This window comes from Pantoea sp. UBA5035 (assembly GCF_002415245.1).
GTDB classification, from domain to species: domain Bacteria; phylum Pseudomonadota; class Gammaproteobacteria; order Enterobacterales; family Enterobacteriaceae; genus Pantoea; species Pantoea septica.
The window spans coordinates 130,678-149,570 of record NZ_DICD01000008.1 but is presented as its reverse complement, the minus strand read 5'-3'; the positions used below and the strand labels follow the sequence as shown (position 1 = coordinate 149,570).

The following is an 18,893-nucleotide window of genomic DNA, read 5'->3' as shown; positions in this document are numbered from 1 at the left end:
AAATTTAAGACTATGTCTGGTAGGCAGGTCTGATGATGTGTGCCACGCTTGTGGCCTCCGAGAAAACTGCCCAGATACAATCATACTTATGTCAATTAAACGTAACGCGATCGCCAATTATGTCGGTCAGATTTACCTGACGCTGTCAGGCATTCTGGTCGTGCCGCTCTATATTCAACATCTCGGGATGGAAGCTTACGGGCTAGTGGGTTTTTTCTCGATCCTGTTAACCTGGCTCCAGCTGCTCGACGCCGGCGTGTCGACCACGCTAATGCGCGAAGCGGCGCGCTATCGCGCCAATCAGGCGGAATTTATCTGGTTCCCGGCGCTCTTCTCCGCGCTGTCGAAATTCTTTCTTATCTCTACGGTCATTCTGGTGGTGATCGGCTGGCTGGCGACGCCATGGATCGCCCATAACTGGCTCGACGCGCGCCATCTGCCTTCGGCGGACGTGACGCTCGCTGTCGCTATCATGGTGATTACGGCGGCGATTCGCTGGCGTACCAGCCCCTATCGCAGCGTGATTGTCGGCTTTGAACATCAGGTATGGCTTAACGGCGTCAACCTGGTCATCGTCACGCTGCGCACCTTTGGCGCGGTGCTGATCATTCAGCTTTTCTCCAATCCGGTGCTGAGCTTCTTTATCTGGCAGCTGGCGGTGTCGATAGCGGAGGCGATCTGCCTGATTGCCAAATCCTATCAGCTGGTGCCTGCCGCCGCGCGTAAACAGAAGCACGAAAACTTAAAGACGGTGTTAAAGCCCTTTATTCGCTTTGCGCTGAGCGCGGCGTTCGCCAGCGCTATCTGGACCTTTATTTCGCAAATCGACCGTCTGGTGCTGTCGAAAACCCTGCCGCTGAGCGCCTACGGCTCCTTTACCGTCGTCGCTACTGCGGCTACCGGCATTATCCTGCTCAGCAGCCCGATTATGCAGGCGATCGTGCCGCGCATGACCGGCATTAAAACGCGCAAAGAGGGCGATGCCGAATCCCTGACGCTCTACCGCTACACCACTCAGGCGGTGGCAATCTTTATGGCACCGCTCAGCATTACTATCGCGATGTTCGCCACGCCGCTGCTCTGGGCCTGGACGCAGAACACGCAGGTCGTGACGGATATGTCGTTCGTGCTCAGCCTCTACGCGCTGGGCAGCGGCGTGCAGGCGATTTGCGGCCTGCTTTACCATCTGCAGTACGTCAACGGCAACCTCAAGCTGCATCTGAAGGGCTTCTCCTGCTTCGCCGTGATCCTGGTTCCGCTCAACATCTGGGCCGCGATTCACTATGGCGCGGAGGGCACAGGCTGGCTGTGGCTGGGGCAGAACGTCTTCTATCTGGCCGGCTGGGCATGGCTGGTGCACCGCCGTTTCGCGCCGGGCATTCACTTTACCTGGCTGACGCGCGACGTGCTGCTGATCTGGGCTGTTGCGGGGCTGATCGCCTGGCTTTGCACCTTCCTGCCAATTGAGTGGAACCAGAACCGCTGGCTTAACCTGCTGTGGCTGGGTCTGATCGGCCTGGTTAACCTCTCAGTCTGCTGTCTGCTGCACAGCCTGGTGATTAAGCGTCTGCTGCCTGCCCGAGCCAAAGGTTTTACTATTGAGGAGCGAGAATGAGCACACGGAACTCTGACAGCCGCGCAGCGACGATCTCTGTTATCGTGCCGAACTGGAACTGCGCGCCCTGGCTGCCGGAAGCGATCGATTCGCTGCTGGGTCAGTCATCTCCGCCGGAGCAGGTGATCGTTATCGACGACGGCTCCACCGACGACAGCGTCGCGCTGCTGGAGGCGCTGGCCGCCCGTCATCCGCAGCTGACGCTGCTGCGCGGCGAGCGCGGGGGCGTCAGCGCGGCGCGCACCAAAGGGCTGGAGATCGCCACCGGCGACTTTATCTACTTTATGGACGCCGACGATTTTGTCTCAAAAGATCTCTTCGCCGACTTCCGCAGTACGCTGGCGCAGCATCCTGAGATGGAGATGTTCTGCTTCGGCGCGCGCATGTTTACCGATAAACCGGTTGCCGAGCGTCAGTATGAGCAGTTCCATCAGCGCCACGTCGACGCCGTCCTGCCTGGCGGCGCCGATACGCTGCGCAGCATGATCCCGCACCGCTCAGCCCACCGCACGCTATGGAGCAGCATTCTCTCGCGCGCTCTTATTATGCGCACCGGCGTGCAGTTTCTGCCGATCCAGAACCATGAGGACGCGCCCTATATGTTCGCGCTCTATATGTCGGCGCGGCAGATCGGCTTTACGCGGAAAAGCTACTACAACAAGCGCTTTATGCCGACCTCGCTGTCGCAGGGCAAGGCGACCTTCTCCTGGGTGGAAAACTACTATATCGCCCGCCGCAGCAGCGAAAGCTTCCTGCGCGAGCAGGGAATGCCGCCGGAAGAGAAGCTGCTGGACATCTACTATCAGCCGGTGATGTACGGTTGCCTGATCGAAATCCGCAAAAACAATATTGCGGTGCCCGCCTCCTGGCATACCACTATCGATCAGCTGGTGCGCAAGGTCACGGGCGAAAGCAAACGTCTTAAACTGCTCTGGTACTATCCGACGATTTACAGCGGTCTGCAGGCGTGTCGCCGTCTGGCGCGTTATGCCAGCAAGCGCTGATCGCGATCAATAATCTTGTCCCGTCAGTAATTTACTTTTGCGCCAGAGGCCTTTACCATTCTGGCGCACATTTTCCCGTGCACCCCGACAACTCATCGCTTCCGACCTCCAGGAGAGTGCATGCTTTATCCTATCGTCCGACCTGCGCTGTTTAAGCTCGACCCCGAGCGCGCTCATGAACTCACTTTTCAGCAACTGCGTTTCATCAGCGGCACGCCGCTGGAGGCGCTGATCCGTCAGCGTCTTCCTTCCCGTCCGGTGACCTGCATGGGCTTACGGTTCGATAACGCGCTGGGGCTGGCGGCCGGACTGGATAAAAACGCGGAATGCATCGACGCCTTCGGCGCGATGGGGTTCGGCTTCGTCGAAGTCGGCACCGTCACGCCGCGCGCTCAGGCGGGCAACGATAAGCCGCGCATGTTCCGGCTGGTCGAGGCCGAAGGCATCATCAACCGCATGGGCTTTAACAATCTCGGCGTTGATCACCTGGTGGAGAACGTCAAAAAAGCGCGGTTCAAAGGTATTCTCGGCATTAATATCGGCAAAAATAAAGATACGGCGGTAGAAAACGGCAAAGAGGATTACCTGATCTGCATGGAGAAGGTTTATGCGCATGCCGGCTATATCGCGATAAATATCTCCTCGCCAAATACGCCGGGATTGCGTACGCTGCAATATGGCGAAGCGCTCGACGATCTTCTGGCGTCGATTAAAGCCAAACAGAAAGCGCTGGAGCAGCAGCATTTGAAATATGTGCCGGTCGCAGTAAAAATTGCGCCCGATCTTTCTGAAGAAGAATTAATACAAATTGCCGACAGCCTGGTGCGCCATAATATCGATGGCGTGATCGCCACCAATACGACGCTGGATCGTTCGCTGGTCAGCGGCCTGAAATACAGCACGGAATCAGGCGGCTTGAGCGGGCGTCCGGTGCAGTCGCGCAGCACGGCAGTGATCAAGCGGCTGGCGCAGGAGCTGGACGGCGCGCTGCCGATTATCGGCGTCGGCGGTATTGATTCATTAACCGCGGCGCGAGAAAAAATGGCCGCGGGCGCCGCGCTGGTACAGATTTACTCCGGTTTTATTTATAAAGGGCCGGGATTAATAAAAGATATCGTGACCCATCTCTAAGACATTTCTAATAAAACGACGCCGGGGGGTTTATTTCTCACTTCGGCTCGTTTATATTTTTCCCCTGTTGTGCGTATTTTCAGCTTTTTCCCCACAAACAGGGCTTCGCTGAGTCTGTGCAGAGAAACGCGGCGGTTAATGACGAGGCAAATCATGAAAATCAAACCTGACGATAACTGGCGCTGGTATTTTGACGCCGACCATGACCGGATGATGCTGGACCTGGCTGACGGTATGCTTTTCCGCTCTCGCTTTCCCCGCAAAATGTTGACCCCCGACGCCTTCACCCAGACCGGATTCAGCGTTGACGACGCCGCCCTCTACTACACCTTCGAAGAACGCTGCCGACAGAGTTCGCTGAGCGTTAATCAGCGCGCCGAGCTGACGCTCAACGCGCTGGTGGCGAGCCGCTTTCTGAAGCCGCTGATGCCGAAAAGCTGGCATTTCACCGCCTGGACCTGCGTGCTGCAGCCTGAGGCGGGCGATATGGTGGAGGTTACGCTGGCGGAAAACGGCGAACAGGCGCGGCTGCTGGCGGTGGAAAGCGGCGGCAACGCCACGCTCTGCCTGCTGGCGCAGCCTACGCTTACCCTGGCGGGCAAGCAGATGGTGTTAGGCGAAGCCATCAAAATCATGAACGATCGCCTGCTGCCGCACCATGCGGAGAGTGCGCCGCGCTTCGCTTACGCGGTCTGATTCTCACGCCAGTTCTATATCGCCAGCGGGAATGCAGCTGCAGCTCAGAATGGTGCCGTCGTCGCGAATGGCGCTCTTCTTCAGCGCTTTTACCTCTCCCGCAACCAGCGTCACTTTACAGCTGCCGCACAGCCCAGCCCGGCAGGAGTAGGGGATTTTAAAGCCCTGCTGCTCTAACTGCTCCAGCAGCACCTGCTGGTTATCGCCCTGAAACCGCTCGCCCTGCCAGGTAACAGAGACCGCCGCCGTCGTTTGTTGCTGCGGCTTAAGGGTTTCGACCACTGCGCCAGGCCCGTAGGCGCGCGGCGTATGGCGCGCCAGCACCTGCACCTCGTCTCCGACGCGAACGATGCCGCTGCCGCGCGCAATCAAATTCAGGCCGAAGTCGATATCGCCGCTGCCGTCCTGCGCGCTGCGGAAGCCCTGCAGGGTTTTTAACGGCTCCCCGTCTGGATGCTTGCGGCCGCTTTCGGTGCCGACGGTGGTAAAGACGCAGCGGCTGCAGGGTTTGGGCACGTCGAAGATCACACTGCCGATCTGCACCGTTGCCCAGCTGTCTTCATCCCAGGCCGGCGCGCCGCTCACAATCAGGTTGGCGCGAAACTGCTCGGCGCGCACGCTGGCCGGGCAGCGCTGCTGCAGATCCTGCAGCGAGGCGGTGTTAACCAGCAAAAAAGGGAAACCGTCGGCGAAACCCAGCGGCACCTCGGTAAAGCGTTTCACCCGGCGCGACGGCTGCGGCCCAACCCAGCGCAGCTGCACCGGGCGCGGAAAAAAGGCGCTGAGCCAGGCGTTGATGGCGTCGGGGGCGATGCGCGCGGTAAAATGGTTGCCCCAGACTTCCGTCGGCGCCTCCTGCGCGGCGAAATCGCTGAAGCGGATCATCGCCTGGCTGCCGTCGGGCGCCTGCAGAGAGAGGCCGTCGGTCAGCAGCGCTGGGGTAAAGCGCACCATCTCCGGATACTGGCGCGCGGTAATAAAGGTGCCGTCCAGATCCGTCACCATAAAAATGCGGTCGAAAGCCAGTCCGCTCTCCAGCGCCTGCGCATGAGAGAGGTGTACACCCCGCATCGATTTGACCGGATGAATGAACAGACGGGACAGCGTAAGCATGGCGATCTCCAGAGAAGCGGGCGTGGGCGGCAAAAGAAGCTAACTTTATGATACATGGCGTCGGGACGCTATAGCCTCGTGATCGACCCGGTGAGAGGCGCGCGCGTAGCTTTCCAACAATGAGGCGTAATTAGGGTATAATGCGCAGCAATTTTCTCAAGAGTAATAGTGACGATATGAATTCTCTCTTTGCCAGTACGGCGCGTGGGCTCGAAGAGCTGTTGAAAAGTGAGCTGGACGCGCTGGGCGCGCAGGATCTGCAGGTGGTACAGGGAGGCGTTCACTTTGAAGCCGATGACCGTACGATGTATCAGAGTCTGCTGTGGAGCCGGCTGGCGTCGCGTATTTTGCTGCCGCTCGGCGAATTCGGCGTCTACAGCGATCTCGATCTCTATGTCGGCGTACAGAGCATCGACTGGACCGAACTGTTCGGCAGTCAGCATACCTTCGTGGTGCACTTCAGCGGCACCAACGAATCAATTCGCAACAGCCAGTTTGGCGCGTTAAAGGTCAAGGACGCAATTGTCGACTCCTTTACCCGCCAGAAACTGCCGCGTCCCAATGTGGATCGCGAGCAGCCGGATATCCGCATCAACGTCTGGCTGAATAAAGATCGCGCCAGCATCGCGCTGGATCTGAGCGGCGACGCGCTGCATCAGCGCGGCTATCGTCAGCAGACCGGCCAGGCGCCGCTCAAGGAGAACCTGGCGGCGGCGATCGTGCTGCGCTCCGGCTGGCAGCCAACCACGCCGCTGCTCGATCCTATGTGCGGCTCCGGCACGCTGCTGATCGAGGCAGCGCTGATCGCCTGCGATCGCGCGCCAGGCCTGCTGCGCAGCCGCTGGGGCTTCACCCACTGGCGTCAGCATAACGACGCGCTGTGGCGCGAGGTGAAAAGCGAGGCGCAGCAGCGCGCGCGCGCTGGCACCGCCGCCGCGCAGGCGCGCTTCTTCGGCTACGACAGCGACGGGCGCGTGCTGGAATGGGCGCAGGCTAACGCACGGCGCGCCGGCGTCGCCGATCTCTTTACCTTCGCGCGTCAGGATGTGCTGCAGCTGAAAAATCCGCTGCCGGGCGAGCAGCGCGGCACGGTGTTGAGCAACCCGCCTTACGGCGAACGTCTGGAGAGCGAGCCGGCGCTGATCGCGCTGCACAGCCAGCTCGGTCGCATCATGAAACAGCACTTCGGCGGCTGGACCCTGTCGCTCTTCAGCGGTTCGCCTGAACTGCTGAGCTGCCTGCAGCTGCGCGCGGAGCGCCAGTTCAAGGCGAAAAACGGCCCGATCGAGTGCGTGCAGAAGAATTATCAGCTGGCGGAAAACAGCAGCGAAAACGGCGCGCAGATCGCCGAGGATTACGCTAACCGCCTGCGTAAGAACATGAAGAAGCTGGAGAAGTGGGCGCGTCAGGAAGGTATCGCCTGCTATCGCCTCTATGACGCCGATCTGCCGGAGTACAACGTGGCGGTGGATCGCTACGGCGAGTGGGTGGTGGTGCAGGAGTACGCGCCGCCCAAGACCATTGACGCCGCGAAAGCGCGCCAGCGCCTGTTCGACGTTATCGGCGCGACGCTTAGCGTGCTGGAACTGCCCGCCAACCGTCTGGTGCTGAAAACGCGCGAGCGGCAGAAAGGCAAGAATCAGTATCAGAAACTAGGCGAGAAGGGCGATTTCTTCGAAGTGCAGGAGTACAACGCGCGCCTGCTGGTTAACCTGACGGACTACCTGGACACCGGGCTATTCCTCGACCACCGCATCGCGCGCCATATGCTCGGCAAAATGAGCAAGGATAAAGATTTCCTCAACCTCTTCTCCTATACCGGCAGCGCCAGCGTGCACGCCGGGCTGGGCGGCGCGCGCAGCACCACCACGGTTGACATGTCGCGCACCTATCTGGAGTGGGCGGAGCGCAACCTGCGTCTGAATGGGCTGACCGGCCGACAGCATCGTCTGATGCAGGCCGACTGCCTGAGCTGGCTGCGCGAGAGCGACGAGACGTTCGATCTGATCTTTATCGATCCGCCGACCTTCTCCAACTCCAAACGCATGGAAGAGGATTTCGACGTGCAGCGCGATCATATTATGCTGATGCGCAACCTGAAACGCCTGCTGCGCGCGGGCGGCACCGTCATGTTCTCCAACAACAAGCGCGGCTTTAAAATGGATCTTGAGGGTCTGGCGTCGCTGGGCCTGAAGGCGCAGGACATTACCCAGAAAACCCTGTCGCAGGATTTTGCCCGCAACCGTCAAATTCACAACTGCTGGCTGATTACTCACGCCGGTAAGGAATAAGTTCAGATGTCATTAATCAGTATTCACGGCGCTTACCTCTCATTCAGCGATGCGCCGCTGCTCGACAACACCGAGCTGCATATCGAAGAGAACGAGCGCGTCTGTCTGGTCGGCCGTAACGGCGCAGGCAAATCGACCCTGATGAAAATCATTAACGGGGAGCAGCCGCTGGATGACGGCCGCATCATTTTTGAGCAGGACCTGGTGGTGGCGCGTCTGCAGCAGGATCCGCCGCGCAATATTACCGGCTCCGTCTATGACTTCGTGGCGGAAGGCGTGGAAGAGCAGGCCGAACACCTCAAAGCCTATCACGCAATTTCGCATGCGGTGATGCTCGATCCCAGCGAGAAAAATCTCAACGAGATGGGACGCCTGCAGACTATCCTCGACCACCACAATCTGTGGCAGCTGGAGAGCCGCATCAACGACGTGCTGCAGCAGATCGGTCTGGAGCCTGATACCGAGCTGTCGTCGCTGTCGGGCGGCTGGCTGCGCAAAGCGGCGCTGGGCCGCGCGCTGGTGAGCAACCCGCGCGTGCTGCTGCTGGACGAACCGACTAACCACCTCGATATCGAAACCATCGACTGGCTGGAAACCTTCCTGAAGACCTTCAGCGGCAGCATCGTTTTTATTTCCCATGACCGTTCGTTTATCCGCAATATGGCGACGCGCATCGTCGACCTCGATCGCGGCAAGCTGGTCTCCTGGCCTGGCAACTACGATCTCTACCTTGAAGGCAAGGAAGAGGCGCTGCGTGTGGAAGAGATGCAGAACGCTGAATTCGACCGCAAGCTGGCGCAGGAAGAGGTGTGGATCCGTCAGGGCATCAAGGCGCGCCGCACCCGCAACGAGGGCCGCGTACGCGCGCTGAAAGCGCTGCGCCGCGAACGCTCTGAGCGCCGTGAAGTGATGGGCAAAGCCAATATGCAGGTGGGCGAAGCGTCGCGCTCGGGCAAAATCGTTTTCGAACTGGAGCACGTCAACTATGGCGTGGGCGGCAAGACGCTGGTGCATGACTTCTCCGCGCAGGTGCAGCGCGGCGACAAGATCGCGCTCATCGGCCCGAACGGATGCGGCAAAACCACGCTGCTGCGTCTGATGCTGCAGCAGCTGAAGGCCGACAGCGGCCGCGTGCACAGCGGCACCAAGCTGGAAGTCGCCTATTTCGACCAGCATCGCGCCGAGCTGGATCCCGATCGCACCGTGATGGATAACCTGGCGGAAGGCAAGCAAGAGGTGATGGTGAACGGCAAGCCGCGCCATGTGCTCGGCTACCTGCAGGACTTCCTGTTTCATCCGAAACGCGCCATGACGCCGGTGCGCGCGCTCTCCGGCGGCGAGCGCAACCGCCTGCTGCTGGCACGCCTCTTCCTGCGTCCCAGCAACCTGATGATCCTCGATGAACCGACCAACGACCTCGACGTCGAAACCCTGGAGCTGCTGGAAGAGCTGATCGACGGCTATCAGGGCACCGTGCTGCTGGTGAGCCACGATCGTCAGTTCGTCGACAACACCGTGACCGAGTGCTGGATTTTCGAAGGCAACGGCGAAATCGGCAGCTTCGTCGGCGGCTATCACGACGCGCAGCAGCAGCGCGCCGCCTACAAACAGCAGAAAAGCGCCCAGGGAAACAAGCCTGCCGCTGCGGCGAAACCGGCGGCGGACAAAGCTGACGGCGCGAAACGCGGCGGCGGCAAGCTAAGCTATAACCTGACGCGAGAGCTGGAGCAGCTGCCGCAGAAGCTGGAGTCGCTGGAGGCGCGCATCGGCGAGCTGCAGGCGAAAATGAGCCATCCTGACTTCTTCAGCCAGCCGCATGACCAGACTCAACCGGTGCTGGATGCGCTGGCGCAGACCGAGCAGGAGCTGGAAACGGCGTTCGCTCGCTGGGAAGAGCTGGAAGCGCTGAAAAACGGCGCGTAACCATAAGGGAGTCGGGATGTGTTCAGCCGCTGAAAGTCAGGCGTGGATGCTCTGTCCACAGTGCGATTTAATGGTAAAACTGCCGGACGTGCCGCAGGGCAGCCGTGCGTCCTGCCCGCGCTGCCATTCGGTGCTGACCGCGAACTGGCCCGAGCCGCGCAAACGGCCGACCGGCTACGCGCTGGCGGCGCTGTTTATGCTGCTGCTGGCCAACCTGTTTCCCTTTATCACCATGAAGGTCGCGGGCCTCAGCAGCCAGATCTCGCTGCTGGAGATCCCGAAGGTGATGGTGTCGGAGGATTACAGCAGCCTGGCCACGCTGTTTCTGGCATTCGTTCAGGCGATCCCTGCGCTCTGTATGCTGACCATTATTCTGCTGGTGAACCGCATACCGATGCCGGTCAGCCTGCGTCTGGGGCTGGCGCGCATCCTGTTCCAGCTGCGCAGCTGGGGCATGGCGGAGATCTTTATGGCCGGCGTGCTGGTCAGCTTTGTCAAGCTAATGGCCTACGGCGATATCGGTCTGGAGACCAGCTTCTGGCCCTGGTGCCTGTTCTGCCTGCTGCAGCTGCGCGCCTTTCAGTGCGTGGATCGACGCTGGCTGTGGCAGCAGATCGCGCCGATGCCGCCGCTGCCGCATGCGCCGGAGAAAGGCGTCAGCGGGCTGGAGCAGGGGCTGCGCTCCTGTCCGTGCTGCACCGCGATCCTGGCCGCGGACCATCCCGACTGTCCGCGCTGCGGTGTGATCGCCGCGCCGCGCCGCAAGCACAGCCTGCAGTGGACGCTGGCGCTGCTGTTTACCTCGCTGATCATCTATATTCCCGCCAACCTGCTGCCGATTATGGTGACCGAAACCCTCGGCACGCCTTATCCGTCTAACATTATGGCGGGCGTAATCCTGCTCTGGAGCGACGGATCCTATCCGGTAGCGCTGGTGATTTTTATCGCCAGCATTATGGTGCCGTCGCTGAAGATGCTGGCGATTGGCTGGCTCTGCTGGAACGCCAGCGGGCGCGGCCAGCGCGACAGCGAACGGATGCATCTGATTTATGAAATCGTTGAATTTGTCGGCCGCTGGTCGATGATCGACGTGTTTGTTATCGCCGTGCTCTCTGCGCTGGTGCGCATGGGGCAACTGATGAATGTTTATCCCGCAACGGGTGCGCTGCTGTTTGCGCTGGTGGTAATCCTTACCATGATCGCCGCCATGACGTTTGACCCGCGCCTGACCTGGGATCGCGTACGGGAACACACTACAAAGGAGCCGCGCCTTGACGGAAAGTAACCACGGCCATGCCAAAGTCGACCAGATCAAACGCTGGTCGCCGGTCTGGATTGTCCCCATCGTGACGCTGTTGATCGGTGGATGGATCCTGTTTTACCACTTCAGCCACCTCGGGCCGGAAGTGACCCTGATTACGGAAAACGCGGAAGGTATCGAAGCGGGGAAAACCACCATCAAAAGCCGCAGCGTTGACGTCGGCGTGGTGGAAAAAGCGGAGCTGACCGACGACCTGCATCACGTTGAAATCACCGCGCGGCTCAACTCCGGCATGGAAAAGCTGCTGCACGGCGACAGCGTGTTCTGGGTGGTGAAGCCGCAGATTGGTCGCGAAGGGGTAACCGGTCTGAATACGCTGCTCTCCGGCGCCTATATCGAACTGCAGCCGGGCAAAAAAGAGGAGCCGAAAGAGCGCTATGAGCTGCTCGACGCGCCGCCGCTGGCGCCGCCGGACGCCAAAGGCATCCGCATTACGCTCGACAGCAAAAAAGCGGGACAGCTCAACGCCGGCGATCCGGTACTGTTCCGCGGCTATCGCGTCGGCACCGTGGAGACCAGCACCTTCGATACCGATAAGCGTATGATGACCTACCAGCTGTTTATCGCCGCGCCCTACGATCGGCTGGTGACCACCAATGTACGTTTCTGGAAGGACAGCGGCATCGCGGTGGATATGTCGGCATCGGGCATGCGCGTCGAGATGGGCTCGTTGACTACGCTGTTCAGCGGCGGCGTCAGTTTCGACGTGCCGGACGGCTGGGATTTAGGCCAGGCGGCAGCGAACAACGCCGACTATCATCTGTTCGACGATCAGCGCAGCATCCAGGATTCGCTCTACACTAATCACGTCGATTTCCTGATGTTCTTCACCGATTCGATTCGCGGCCTGCAGGTGGGCGCGCCGGTCGAGTTCCGCGGCATCCGTCTGGGTACGGTGGCGCAGGCGCCCTTTATGACCGAAGGGGTGAATCAGGCGTTGAATAACGATTATCGCGTGCCGGTGCTGATCCGCATTGAGCCTGACCGCTTTACCGCCAGACTGGGTCAGGACTTTAACCTGGAGCAGCATCTGCAGGACGGCAAAAAACGCGGCCTGCGCGCCTCGCTGAAAACCGGCAACCTGCTCTCCGGCTCGCTCTATATCGACCTCGACTTCTACGATAACGTGCCGGCCTATAAAGGCCCGAACAAAATCGCAGGCTACGAGATCATTCCGACCACCAGCGGCGGCCTGAGCCAGATCCAGCAAAAACTGGTGGCGGCGCTCGACAAGATCAACGCCTTGCCGCTTAACAACGTGGTGACCGAGGCGACCGGCACGCTGAAAGAGAGCCAGCGCACGCTGCGTGAAATGCAGGGCACGCTGAAAAACCTCAATCAGATCACCGCCAGCCCGGCGATGAAGACGCTGCCAGAAGATATGCAGCAAACGCTGCGCGAGCTGAATCGCAGCATGAAGGGGCTGCAGCCTGGCTCACCGGCCTATAACAAGCTGGTGGGCGATATGCAGCGACTCGATCAGGTGCTGCGCGAACTGCAGCCGGTATTGAAAACCCTTAATACCAAGAGCAACGCGCTGGTCTTCGAGGCCAAACCGGGTCAGGATCCACAGCCAAAGAGGGCGAAACAGTGAGAAAAGGAGCCGTCTTTTGCGCCGCGCTGCTGTTAAGCGCATGCAGCAGCACCATCGATAACACCTACTACCAGCTGCCGTCGAAGCCGGCGGCGATGCAGGTACGCAGCGGCGACGACGCGCAGCCGCCGGCGCTGTGGGTTCAGCAGGTGGCGGTGCCTGATTACCTGGCGGGCAATGGCCTGGTCTATCAGACCAGCGACGTGAAGTACGTTATCGCCGCCAATAATCTCTGGGCCAGCCCGCTGGATCAGCAGCTCCAGCAAACGCTGGTGGCGAACCTGAGCAAGGCGCTGCCGGGCCGGCTGGTTTCCGCCGCGCCGCTGGGCGAAAAGCATGACACGCTGAGCGTGACGGTGACCGGATTCCAGGGCCGCTATGACGGGCGCGCCGTGGTAAGCGGCGAATGGGTGCTACAGCATAATGGTCATGTGGTGAAGCAGGGATTCGACCTGGCGCTGCCGCAGAACGACGATGGCTATGACGCGCTGGTACGTACTCTGGCTATCGGCTGGCAGCAAACTGCGCAGCAAATCGCCAATGCAGCGATAACCACAGAATAAAATTTGCTAAAGATGTTGCTCAGCCCCTGGTTGTCGTCAGCGAAATGCGACGGCGGTCGGGGGCTTTTTTATTGCCGCTTCAAGACGATAAGGGCATCTGCCCGCCTGCGCGACAGCGAAATCATGAAGATTTAGCGTCAAGATGATGACACTGGCGTGAAATTTGCGCATTGACCTTTAGAGGCAGGGCAGGTAGAACTTAATGGTGGCTGAGTAATAATTCGCCACTCTATTTCTTTCCACCAGATTCCACAGACCTGATATGAGGGATACGGAGTATGAAGAGACAGAAACGAGACCGCCTTGAACGCGCTCATGCACGTGGCTACCAGGCCGGTATTACAGGACGCTCAAAAGAGATGTGTCCGTATCAGATGATTGAGGCTAAGTCTCACTGGTTGGGAGGTTGGCGACAAGCCATGGAGGACAGGGCGGTTACGGTGTAATCGACCGTCAGGAAAAGGAAGAAACCTCCGCGCTGGCGGAGGTTTTCATTTGCGCTATCAGAAAGCGTTGGTGTCTTTGAACAGACCGACTTTCAGATCGCTGGCAGAGTAAATCAGGTTACCATCGACGAAGACTTCGCCATCGGCGACGCCCATCACCAGCTTACGGTTAATGACGCGCTTGAAGTGAATGCGGTAGGTCACTTTTTTCGCGGTAGGCAGCACCTGGCCCGTGAATTTCACCTCGCCGACGCCCAGCGCGCGGCCTTTGCCTTCGCCGCCCAGCCATCCCAGATAGAATCCGACCAGCTGCCACATCGCATCCAGACCGAGACAGCCCGGCATCACCGGATCGCCAATAAAGTGGCAGGCAAAGAACCATAAGTCCGGATTGATATCCAGCTCGGCTTCAACGAAACCTTTGTCGAACTTACCGCCATCTTCGGTCATCTTGACCACGCGGTCCATCATCAACATGTTGCCTGACGGAAGCGGCGGACCGTTCTCGCCAAACAGTTCACCGCGACCTGACGCAATCAGGTCCTCTTTGCTATAGGATTCGCGTTTATCAACCATGTTTTCAATAAGCCTTGTTTTAGTGAAGCACGAAGTTTAGCGAACAGCTGTACGCTGAGCAATTCAATCAGTTCTGGTTGAACCAGTTTAGCCAGCGAAGCGGCCAGGGGCGATGACTCGCTTCCTGCTGATTGAGTTGGGTAATACGATCCTGGATCCGGCGCAGCAGCGCGTCACCGTTATCCTCTTCGCTGTGCCAGACCACGCCGGTCAGCAGCGGCAGCGCCTCATCGGCGCGATCGATCGCCCAGATATGAAAACGGCCCTGTTCAACGGCGTCGACCACATCCTGACTCAGGCAGAGGTGACGCACATTGCACGCCGGAATAATCACGCCCTGCTGTCCGGTCAGTTCGCGCTCGTTGCAAATAGTGAAGAAGCCTTCAATCTTCTCATTCAGGCCGCCTACCGGCTGAACGTTGCCGAACTGATCGACCGATCCGGTTACCGCAATCTGCTGATTAATCGGCTGATTCGCTAGCGCGCTGACGAGAGCGCAGAGTTCCGCCAGAGAGGCGCTGTCGCCGTCGACTTCCGAGTAGGATTGTTCAAACACCAGCGAGGCCGAGAAGGGCAACTGCTGATCGAGCTCCAGCTCGGCGATAAGATACGCCTGCATAATCATCATGCCTTTGGCATGGATATTGCCGCCTAGTTCAGCTTTGCGTTCGACGTCGGTAAACTCGCCGTCGCCCGGATGCACTACGCAGGTAATGCGCGAAGGTTCGCCCCACGGGCGCGGATGGCCCGGAAACTCCACCACGGAAAGACCGTTGATTTGACCGACGACTTCGCCTTCGGTTTCAATCAGGATCTGCTTCAGCAGAATTTCGTCGCGCATGCGCTCGGCGAGGAAGGCTTCGCGCCAGGTGCGCACGTCAAGGGCGCTGATCAGCGCCGCCTCATTAAGCGCATTCTCCTGCGCGAAGGCTTCGCGCATCTGACGCAGCAGCCAGCGCGGGCAGAGCGGCAGCACTTCCTGATCGCCGGTGTAACGCACCGCTTCGCGGATCAGCGGCGGCCAGAAATCGGCCTGCGGAGCGGGCAGTCCCGCCTGCAGCGCGACATCCTGCGCCCAGCGGCACCAGGCGAGCATGTCGTCTTCATCGACGATCTGCATGTTCTCTTCGAATTCAGTATAGATCGCCATCTCGTGCAGTTCAGGATCGCTCTCCTGAAACGCCGCCAGCGCATCGCGGTCGCCGCAGAGCACCAGTTTCAGGCTAAGCGGAAGCGGGGGAACAGAGACCGGCAGAGGATGACGTTCATCGGGCGACTGCCATTCCAGACGGCCCAGCTGGATAGCGCGTTTCAACCGCAGCCACAGCAGCGGCTGCGCCTGCAGGGTGCGCAGCGACAGCACCAGCGTTCCGCCGTTGGCGCGGTGAATCAGGCCCGGCTCAAGCTGCAGTCGGTCGCGATGCAGGCGCACGCAACCGAACAGCTGATCGTTTTCAATCCACTCTGCGAACTGAACCTGACCGCTGCCGGTAAAGGGATGCGAGGCATCGCCGGGCGGCTGAAGGGTCACGTTATCCGCGATGATATGATAATGTCCGCCGAACAGTTCAGTGGATTCGTCGGCGATACGCTCCATCTGGCGCGCGATAAGCGCCAGGTAGTCCAGGTTCTCCTGACTACACACCAGCAGAAGGGGAAAGCCCTCGCTCTGCTGATCGAGGCAGGCCAGCGCATTCAGCAAACGCGGCTGTACCGTCGCCAGGCTATCGGTCTCTTCTTCGGTAATACGGGAGAAAACGGACGCGTATCCGGTAATATTCGGCTGCAGGTCTTGCCAGGAAAGTTGGGAGCTGGTCAAAATAATCGCATTTGGTTAATTAAAGAAAAGCGGGATTATACAGTAAACCCCTTTGTTAAGCACTGCATGGTTCGGATTAACCCTGAGACATACAACGCCTTTTTCCTTACTGCATCCAGCAAAAAAACTGTTATTCTAAGTTTGTTACGCGGTCACGATGAGATTCCGATGAAATACCAACAACTCGAAAATCTTGAAAGTGGATGGAAATGGAAATACCTGGTGAAGAAGCACCGGGAAGGCGAGCTGATCACGCGTCATCTTGAACTCAGCGCCGCGCAGGCAGCCGTGGATGAACTGCTCTCAATGGAAAACCGTCCGGTCGATGTGGCTGAATGGATCGCGCAACATATTCATCCGGACCTGGATAATCGGCTGAAACAGACAATTCGCGCGCGTCGCAAGCGGCACTTCAACGCTGAGCATCAGCATACGCGTAAGAAGTCGATCGACCTGGAGTATCTGGTGTGGCAGCGTCTGGCGGGGCTGGCGCAGCGTCGCGGCTGCACGCTGTCGGAAACTATCGTCCAGCTGATCGAAGATGCCGAACGTAAAGAGAAGTACGCTACCCAGATGTCGAGTCTGAAACAGGATCTACAGGCGATTCTCGGCAAATCAGAAACGGGCAGCGACTAGCGCGGCGCGTTAAAAGCCAGAAAAGAGACATAAAAAAACCCCGCTTTGCGGGGTTTTTTCTTACGGAGTAACTTAAGCCTGCGGCTGAGTTACAACGTCTTTGATGCCTTTCACGTCGATTTCTACGCGACGGTCCGGACCCAGGCAGTCGATCAGAGCCTGACGGCCTTTCACGCTGTCACAGGTGTTGCCGGTAACTGGGTTAGATTCGCCCATGCCACGTGCAGAGATCTTGTTAGACGGGATACCTTTAGATACCAGGTAATCAACCACTGACTGAGCGCGTTTCTCAGACAGTTTCTGGTTGTACTGCTCAGAGCCGATGCGGTCAGTGAAGCCCAGAACGACAACTGAACCGTCTTTCGGATCCATTGAGCTCAGCTGGCTGTACAGCTGATCCAGAGCCTGCTGGCCTTCCGGCTTCAGGGTAGATTTGTTGAAGGTGAACAGCACGTCAGACTTCAGGGTGAAACGCTTGGTTTCAACAACTGGAGCCGGAGCCGGAGCCGGAGCTACAACCGGTGCTGCTTCATCCTGACCGAAGCGGTATGAAACGCCTACGCTCAGCATGCCGTTGTCAGGACGTGCGCCAACGGTCTGTGCGTCGCCGATGTTGTTAACCCACTGGTAGTCCAGACGAGTTGCCCAGTTCTGAGTCAGAGCGTATTCAACACCCACTGCTGCCAGCGGAGAAACGCCGGTGTCGTGGTCGCTGATGCGGCCGTTGACAGCGTTGTTCTGAGTTGCGTCAGCGCGCCATACCATACCACCCAGACGGGTGTAGACATCCAGATCGTCAGTGATCGGATAGCTCAGTTTAGCAGCCAGCTGAACGCCCTGTGCTTTGAATGCGCCGTTGTTTACGGTGCCTTTGTTCGGCATACGGCCAAGCCAGTCGTAACCCAGCTCGAAGCCCAGGTACGGGTTAGCCTGGTAACCTACGAATGCACCAGCGCCAAGCTGAGATTCGTGAGTCGGGCCATTGTTGTTGCCATAACCGTTACCGTAGTAACCAGTATCGTGATACTGAGACCAGCCCAGTTTAGCACCGGTATACCAGGTGTCATCTTTCGGAGCGGCCTGCGCTACGGTAGCGAAGCCAGCCAGTGCCACTGCAATTGCGATAGCTGTCTTTTTCATTTTGCGCCTCGTTATCATCCAAATAGGCAATGAGCAAAAAGGGATGCTCTTGGTTGTAATCCTTCGCCGGGTTAATACGCTCGCTTATGACTCTACCGATTAAAAAACGGAGATTATTGAGCACCCTGGCGAGGTAAAGTCTACAACGAGATTGGAAAGTTACAAGTATGATGTGAGGGGATGCTGCAAAAAAACAGGGCTTTATACACATATTCTAACATTTCGCCCGGCCTTAATGCCGTCGCGCTTTAAGGCAAAATGCAGCTAAACCATTGTCAAAGCTGGAGGGAAAAGAATCAGTGGTTTAGCTGAAACAAAAAAGGTAAATGGCGCGAGAAAAATCCTATTTTTACTTAATGAAACAAATCCGACTGAATTTTTAGTCCTTTATTTGGTCGCAGCGTGGGTTCGGTCGTCCCATTTGGACGCATAATCAACCCTAGCGCTTTGCCTTCTGCCGCAGCCTGTTCTAATTCGCGCCGCTCTTCCTCATCCAGATCGTAAGGTATCCACGCCAGCACGACGCTGTAATTCCCTGTGCGCAAAGCTTTAATCATCGCCTCGACAGAGGTACAACGCTCGGAGTCCGCGACGTGCATGCTTTTTTCCAGCGGCAGACCCGACTGCTGCAGCCAGGCGCGATTGAGCTTGTGCGCGGGCGTCAGCCACAGCTGCCAGCGAGACTCCTGGCTGAGCTGTTGCAGTAACGGCAGCAGCAACATTTGCATCATGCCAGGCTGTTCGCTATAGCGCAGTTCCGTAATCCAGCCGCTGTGCTGCGACGGTTTGGAAGCGGATACGTGACGGTGAGCGAAGCCTGCATTATTAAAGTGTTGGGTGCGCATAAGTTAACCACTCAGCATTGGACTGTATGGATATACAGTAATGGCTTCCTGGATAAAGATCAACCTCAAATTTGGAAAACGGCTCGCAAAAAAGGGAGAAGGTCGGGCTCAAACAAAAGAATTAATTGAACCCTTAATTAATTTTTTCTATATCTCTAACGGGTTGATAGTGATGGCTTT

16 protein-coding genes are annotated in these 18,893 nt (G+C 58.3%); 11 read left to right on the top strand and 5 right to left on the bottom strand.

Annotated features, from left to right (window positions below; translation table 11 throughout):
* The first annotated feature begins 88 nt into the window (after window positions 1-88).
* From B3229_RS05595 to B3229_RS05580, 4 genes are all read left to right on the top strand, one after another.
* A complete protein-coding gene (locus B3229_RS05595; RefSeq protein ID WP_033751212.1) occupies window positions 89-1,615 on the top strand; it encodes a lipopolysaccharide biosynthesis protein in 1,527 nt (508 codons plus the stop codon).
* Window positions 1,612-2,619: a glycosyltransferase family 2 protein gene (locus B3229_RS05590; protein ID WP_286870022.1), complete on the top strand. Its 1,008-nt coding sequence runs from the start codon at window positions 1,612-1,614 to the stop codon at window positions 2,617-2,619. The genes B3229_RS05595 and B3229_RS05590 overlap by 4 nt, the downstream gene beginning before the upstream one ends.
* Before the next feature lie 120 nt (window positions 2,620-2,739).
* Window positions 2,740-3,750: a quinone-dependent dihydroorotate dehydrogenase gene (pyrD, locus tag B3229_RS05585; protein ID WP_286870021.1), complete on the top strand. Its 1,011-nt coding sequence runs from the start codon at window positions 2,740-2,742 to the stop codon at window positions 3,748-3,750.
* A gap of 153 nt (window positions 3,751-3,903) precedes the next feature.
* Window positions 3,904-4,446: a cell division protein ZapC gene (locus tag B3229_RS05580; protein WP_286870020.1), complete on the top strand. Its 543-nt coding sequence runs from the start codon at window positions 3,904-3,906 to the stop codon at window positions 4,444-4,446.
* A gap of 3 nt (window positions 4,447-4,449) precedes the next feature.
* Here the strand turns inward: B3229_RS05580 and B3229_RS05575 are convergent, their stop codons facing one another.
* Window positions 4,450-5,559, bottom strand: a complete 1,110-nt coding sequence (locus tag B3229_RS05575; protein WP_286870019.1) for a YcbX family protein — start codon at window positions 5,557-5,559, stop codon at window positions 4,450-4,452.
* A 176-nt stretch (window positions 5,560-5,735) separates the two neighbouring features.
* On the opposite strand from B3229_RS05575, the gene rlmKL reads away from it, so the two are divergent.
* From rlmKL to rmf, 6 genes are all read left to right on the top strand, one after another.
* Complete coding sequence (gene rlmKL / locus B3229_RS05570; RefSeq protein ID WP_048782969.1) at window positions 5,736-7,850, top strand: bifunctional 23S rRNA (guanine(2069)-N(7))-methyltransferase RlmK/23S rRNA (guanine(2445)-N(2))-methyltransferase RlmL; 2,115 nt, start codon at window positions 5,736-5,738, stop codon at window positions 7,848-7,850.
* A gap of 6 nt (window positions 7,851-7,856) precedes the next feature.
* Window positions 7,857-9,773, top strand: coding sequence for an ABC transporter ATP-binding protein (locus B3229_RS05565; protein ID WP_048782971.1), 1,917 nt, complete (start codon window positions 7,857-7,859; stop codon window positions 9,771-9,773).
* Between the two features lie 16 nt (window positions 9,774-9,789).
* Window positions 9,790-11,058 carry a membrane integrity-associated transporter subunit PqiA gene (gene pqiA / locus B3229_RS05560; RefSeq protein WP_286870016.1) on the top strand — a complete coding sequence of 423 codons (1,269 nt, stop codon included), beginning with the start codon at window positions 9,790-9,792 and terminating at the stop codon, window positions 11,056-11,058.
* Window positions 11,045-12,688 carry an intermembrane transport protein PqiB gene (gene pqiB, locus B3229_RS05555; protein WP_033751191.1) on the top strand — a complete coding sequence of 548 codons (1,644 nt, stop codon included), beginning with the start codon at window positions 11,045-11,047 and terminating at the stop codon, window positions 12,686-12,688. The genes pqiA and pqiB overlap by 14 nt, the downstream gene beginning before the upstream one ends.
* Entirely contained in the window at window positions 12,685-13,251 is a 567-nt protein-coding gene (pqiC, locus tag B3229_RS05550) for a membrane integrity-associated transporter subunit PqiC (protein WP_286870015.1), read from the top strand. Before pqiB ends, pqiC begins: the two co-directional genes overlap by 4 nt.
* Window positions 13,252-13,529: 278 nt before the next feature.
* A complete protein-coding gene (gene rmf, locus B3229_RS05545) occupies window positions 13,530-13,697 on the top strand; it encodes a ribosome modulation factor (protein WP_072010433.1) in 168 nt (55 codons plus the stop codon).
* Between the two features lie 57 nt (window positions 13,698-13,754).
* Here the strand turns inward: rmf and fabA are convergent, their stop codons facing one another.
* Both fabA and B3229_RS05535 read right to left on the bottom strand, forming a co-directional pair.
* Window positions 13,755-14,273, bottom strand: coding sequence for a bifunctional 3-hydroxydecanoyl-ACP dehydratase/trans-2-decenoyl-ACP isomerase (gene fabA, locus B3229_RS05540; RefSeq protein ID WP_033751185.1), 519 nt, complete (start codon window positions 14,271-14,273; stop codon window positions 13,755-13,757).
* A gap of 67 nt (window positions 14,274-14,340) precedes the next feature.
* Complete coding sequence (locus B3229_RS05535; RefSeq protein WP_286870139.1) at window positions 14,341-16,098, bottom strand: Lon protease family protein; 1,758 nt, start codon at window positions 16,096-16,098, stop codon at window positions 14,341-14,343.
* 162 nt (window positions 16,099-16,260) lie between these two features.
* Here B3229_RS05535 and matP point away from each other — a divergent pair, with 162 nt between their 5' ends.
* Window positions 16,261-16,728, top strand: a complete 468-nt coding sequence (gene matP / locus B3229_RS05530) for a macrodomain Ter protein MatP (RefSeq protein WP_143807619.1) — start codon at window positions 16,261-16,263, stop codon at window positions 16,726-16,728.
* A 72-nt stretch (window positions 16,729-16,800) separates the two neighbouring features.
* On the opposite strand, the gene ompA is transcribed toward matP, so the two are convergent.
* Together ompA and sulA are read right to left on the bottom strand one after the other, a co-directional pair.
* The gene (gene ompA, locus B3229_RS05525) at window positions 16,801-17,868 is read right to left on the bottom strand and encodes a porin OmpA (protein WP_033751180.1); all 1,068 of its coding nucleotides are present in this window, start codon (window positions 17,866-17,868) and stop codon (window positions 16,801-16,803) included.
* A gap of 353 nt (window positions 17,869-18,221) precedes the next feature.
* Window positions 18,222-18,713 carry an SOS-induced cell division inhibitor SulA gene (gene sulA / locus B3229_RS05520; protein ID WP_048782983.1) on the bottom strand — a complete coding sequence of 164 codons (492 nt, stop codon included), beginning with the start codon at window positions 18,711-18,713 and terminating at the stop codon, window positions 18,222-18,224.
* Between the last annotated feature and the right edge of the window lie 180 nt (window positions 18,714-18,893).

Excerpts from the sequence above, each read along its gene's own strand:
- B3229_RS05580 (WP_286870020.1), top strand. The coding sequence starts at position 3,904 with ATGAAAATCAAACCTGACGATAACTGGCGCTGGTATTTTGACGCCGAC.
- sulA (WP_048782983.1), bottom strand. The coding sequence starts at position 18,713 with ATGCGCACCCAACACTTTAATAATGCAGGCTTCGCTCACCGTCACGTA.
- matP (WP_143807619.1), top strand. The coding sequence starts at position 16,261 with ATGAAATACCAACAACTCGAAAATCTTGAAAGTGGATGGAAATGGAAA.
- B3229_RS05590 (WP_286870022.1), top strand. The coding sequence starts at position 1,612 with ATGAGCACACGGAACTCTGACAGCCGCGCAGCGACGATCTCTGTTATC.
- rmf (WP_072010433.1), top strand. The coding sequence starts at position 13,530 with ATGAAGAGACAGAAACGAGACCGCCTTGAACGCGCTCATGCACGTGGC.
- rlmKL (WP_048782969.1), top strand. The coding sequence starts at position 5,736 with ATGAATTCTCTCTTTGCCAGTACGGCGCGTGGGCTCGAAGAGCTGTTG.
- pqiA (WP_286870016.1), top strand. The coding sequence starts at position 9,790 with ATGTGTTCAGCCGCTGAAAGTCAGGCGTGGATGCTCTGTCCACAGTGC.
- B3229_RS05575 (WP_286870019.1), bottom strand. The coding sequence starts at position 5,559 with ATGCTTACGCTGTCCCGTCTGTTCATTCATCCGGTCAAATCGATGCGG.
- ompA (WP_033751180.1), bottom strand. The coding sequence starts at position 17,868 with ATGAAAAAGACAGCTATCGCAATTGCAGTGGCACTGGCTGGCTTCGCT.
- fabA (WP_033751185.1), bottom strand. The coding sequence starts at position 14,273 with ATGGTTGATAAACGCGAATCCTATAGCAAAGAGGACCTGATTGCGTCA.
- B3229_RS05565 (WP_048782971.1), top strand. The coding sequence starts at position 7,857 with ATGTCATTAATCAGTATTCACGGCGCTTACCTCTCATTCAGCGATGCG.
- B3229_RS05595 (WP_033751212.1), top strand. The coding sequence starts at position 89 with ATGTCAATTAAACGTAACGCGATCGCCAATTATGTCGGTCAGATTTAC.
- pyrD (WP_286870021.1), top strand. The coding sequence starts at position 2,740 with ATGCTTTATCCTATCGTCCGACCTGCGCTGTTTAAGCTCGACCCCGAG.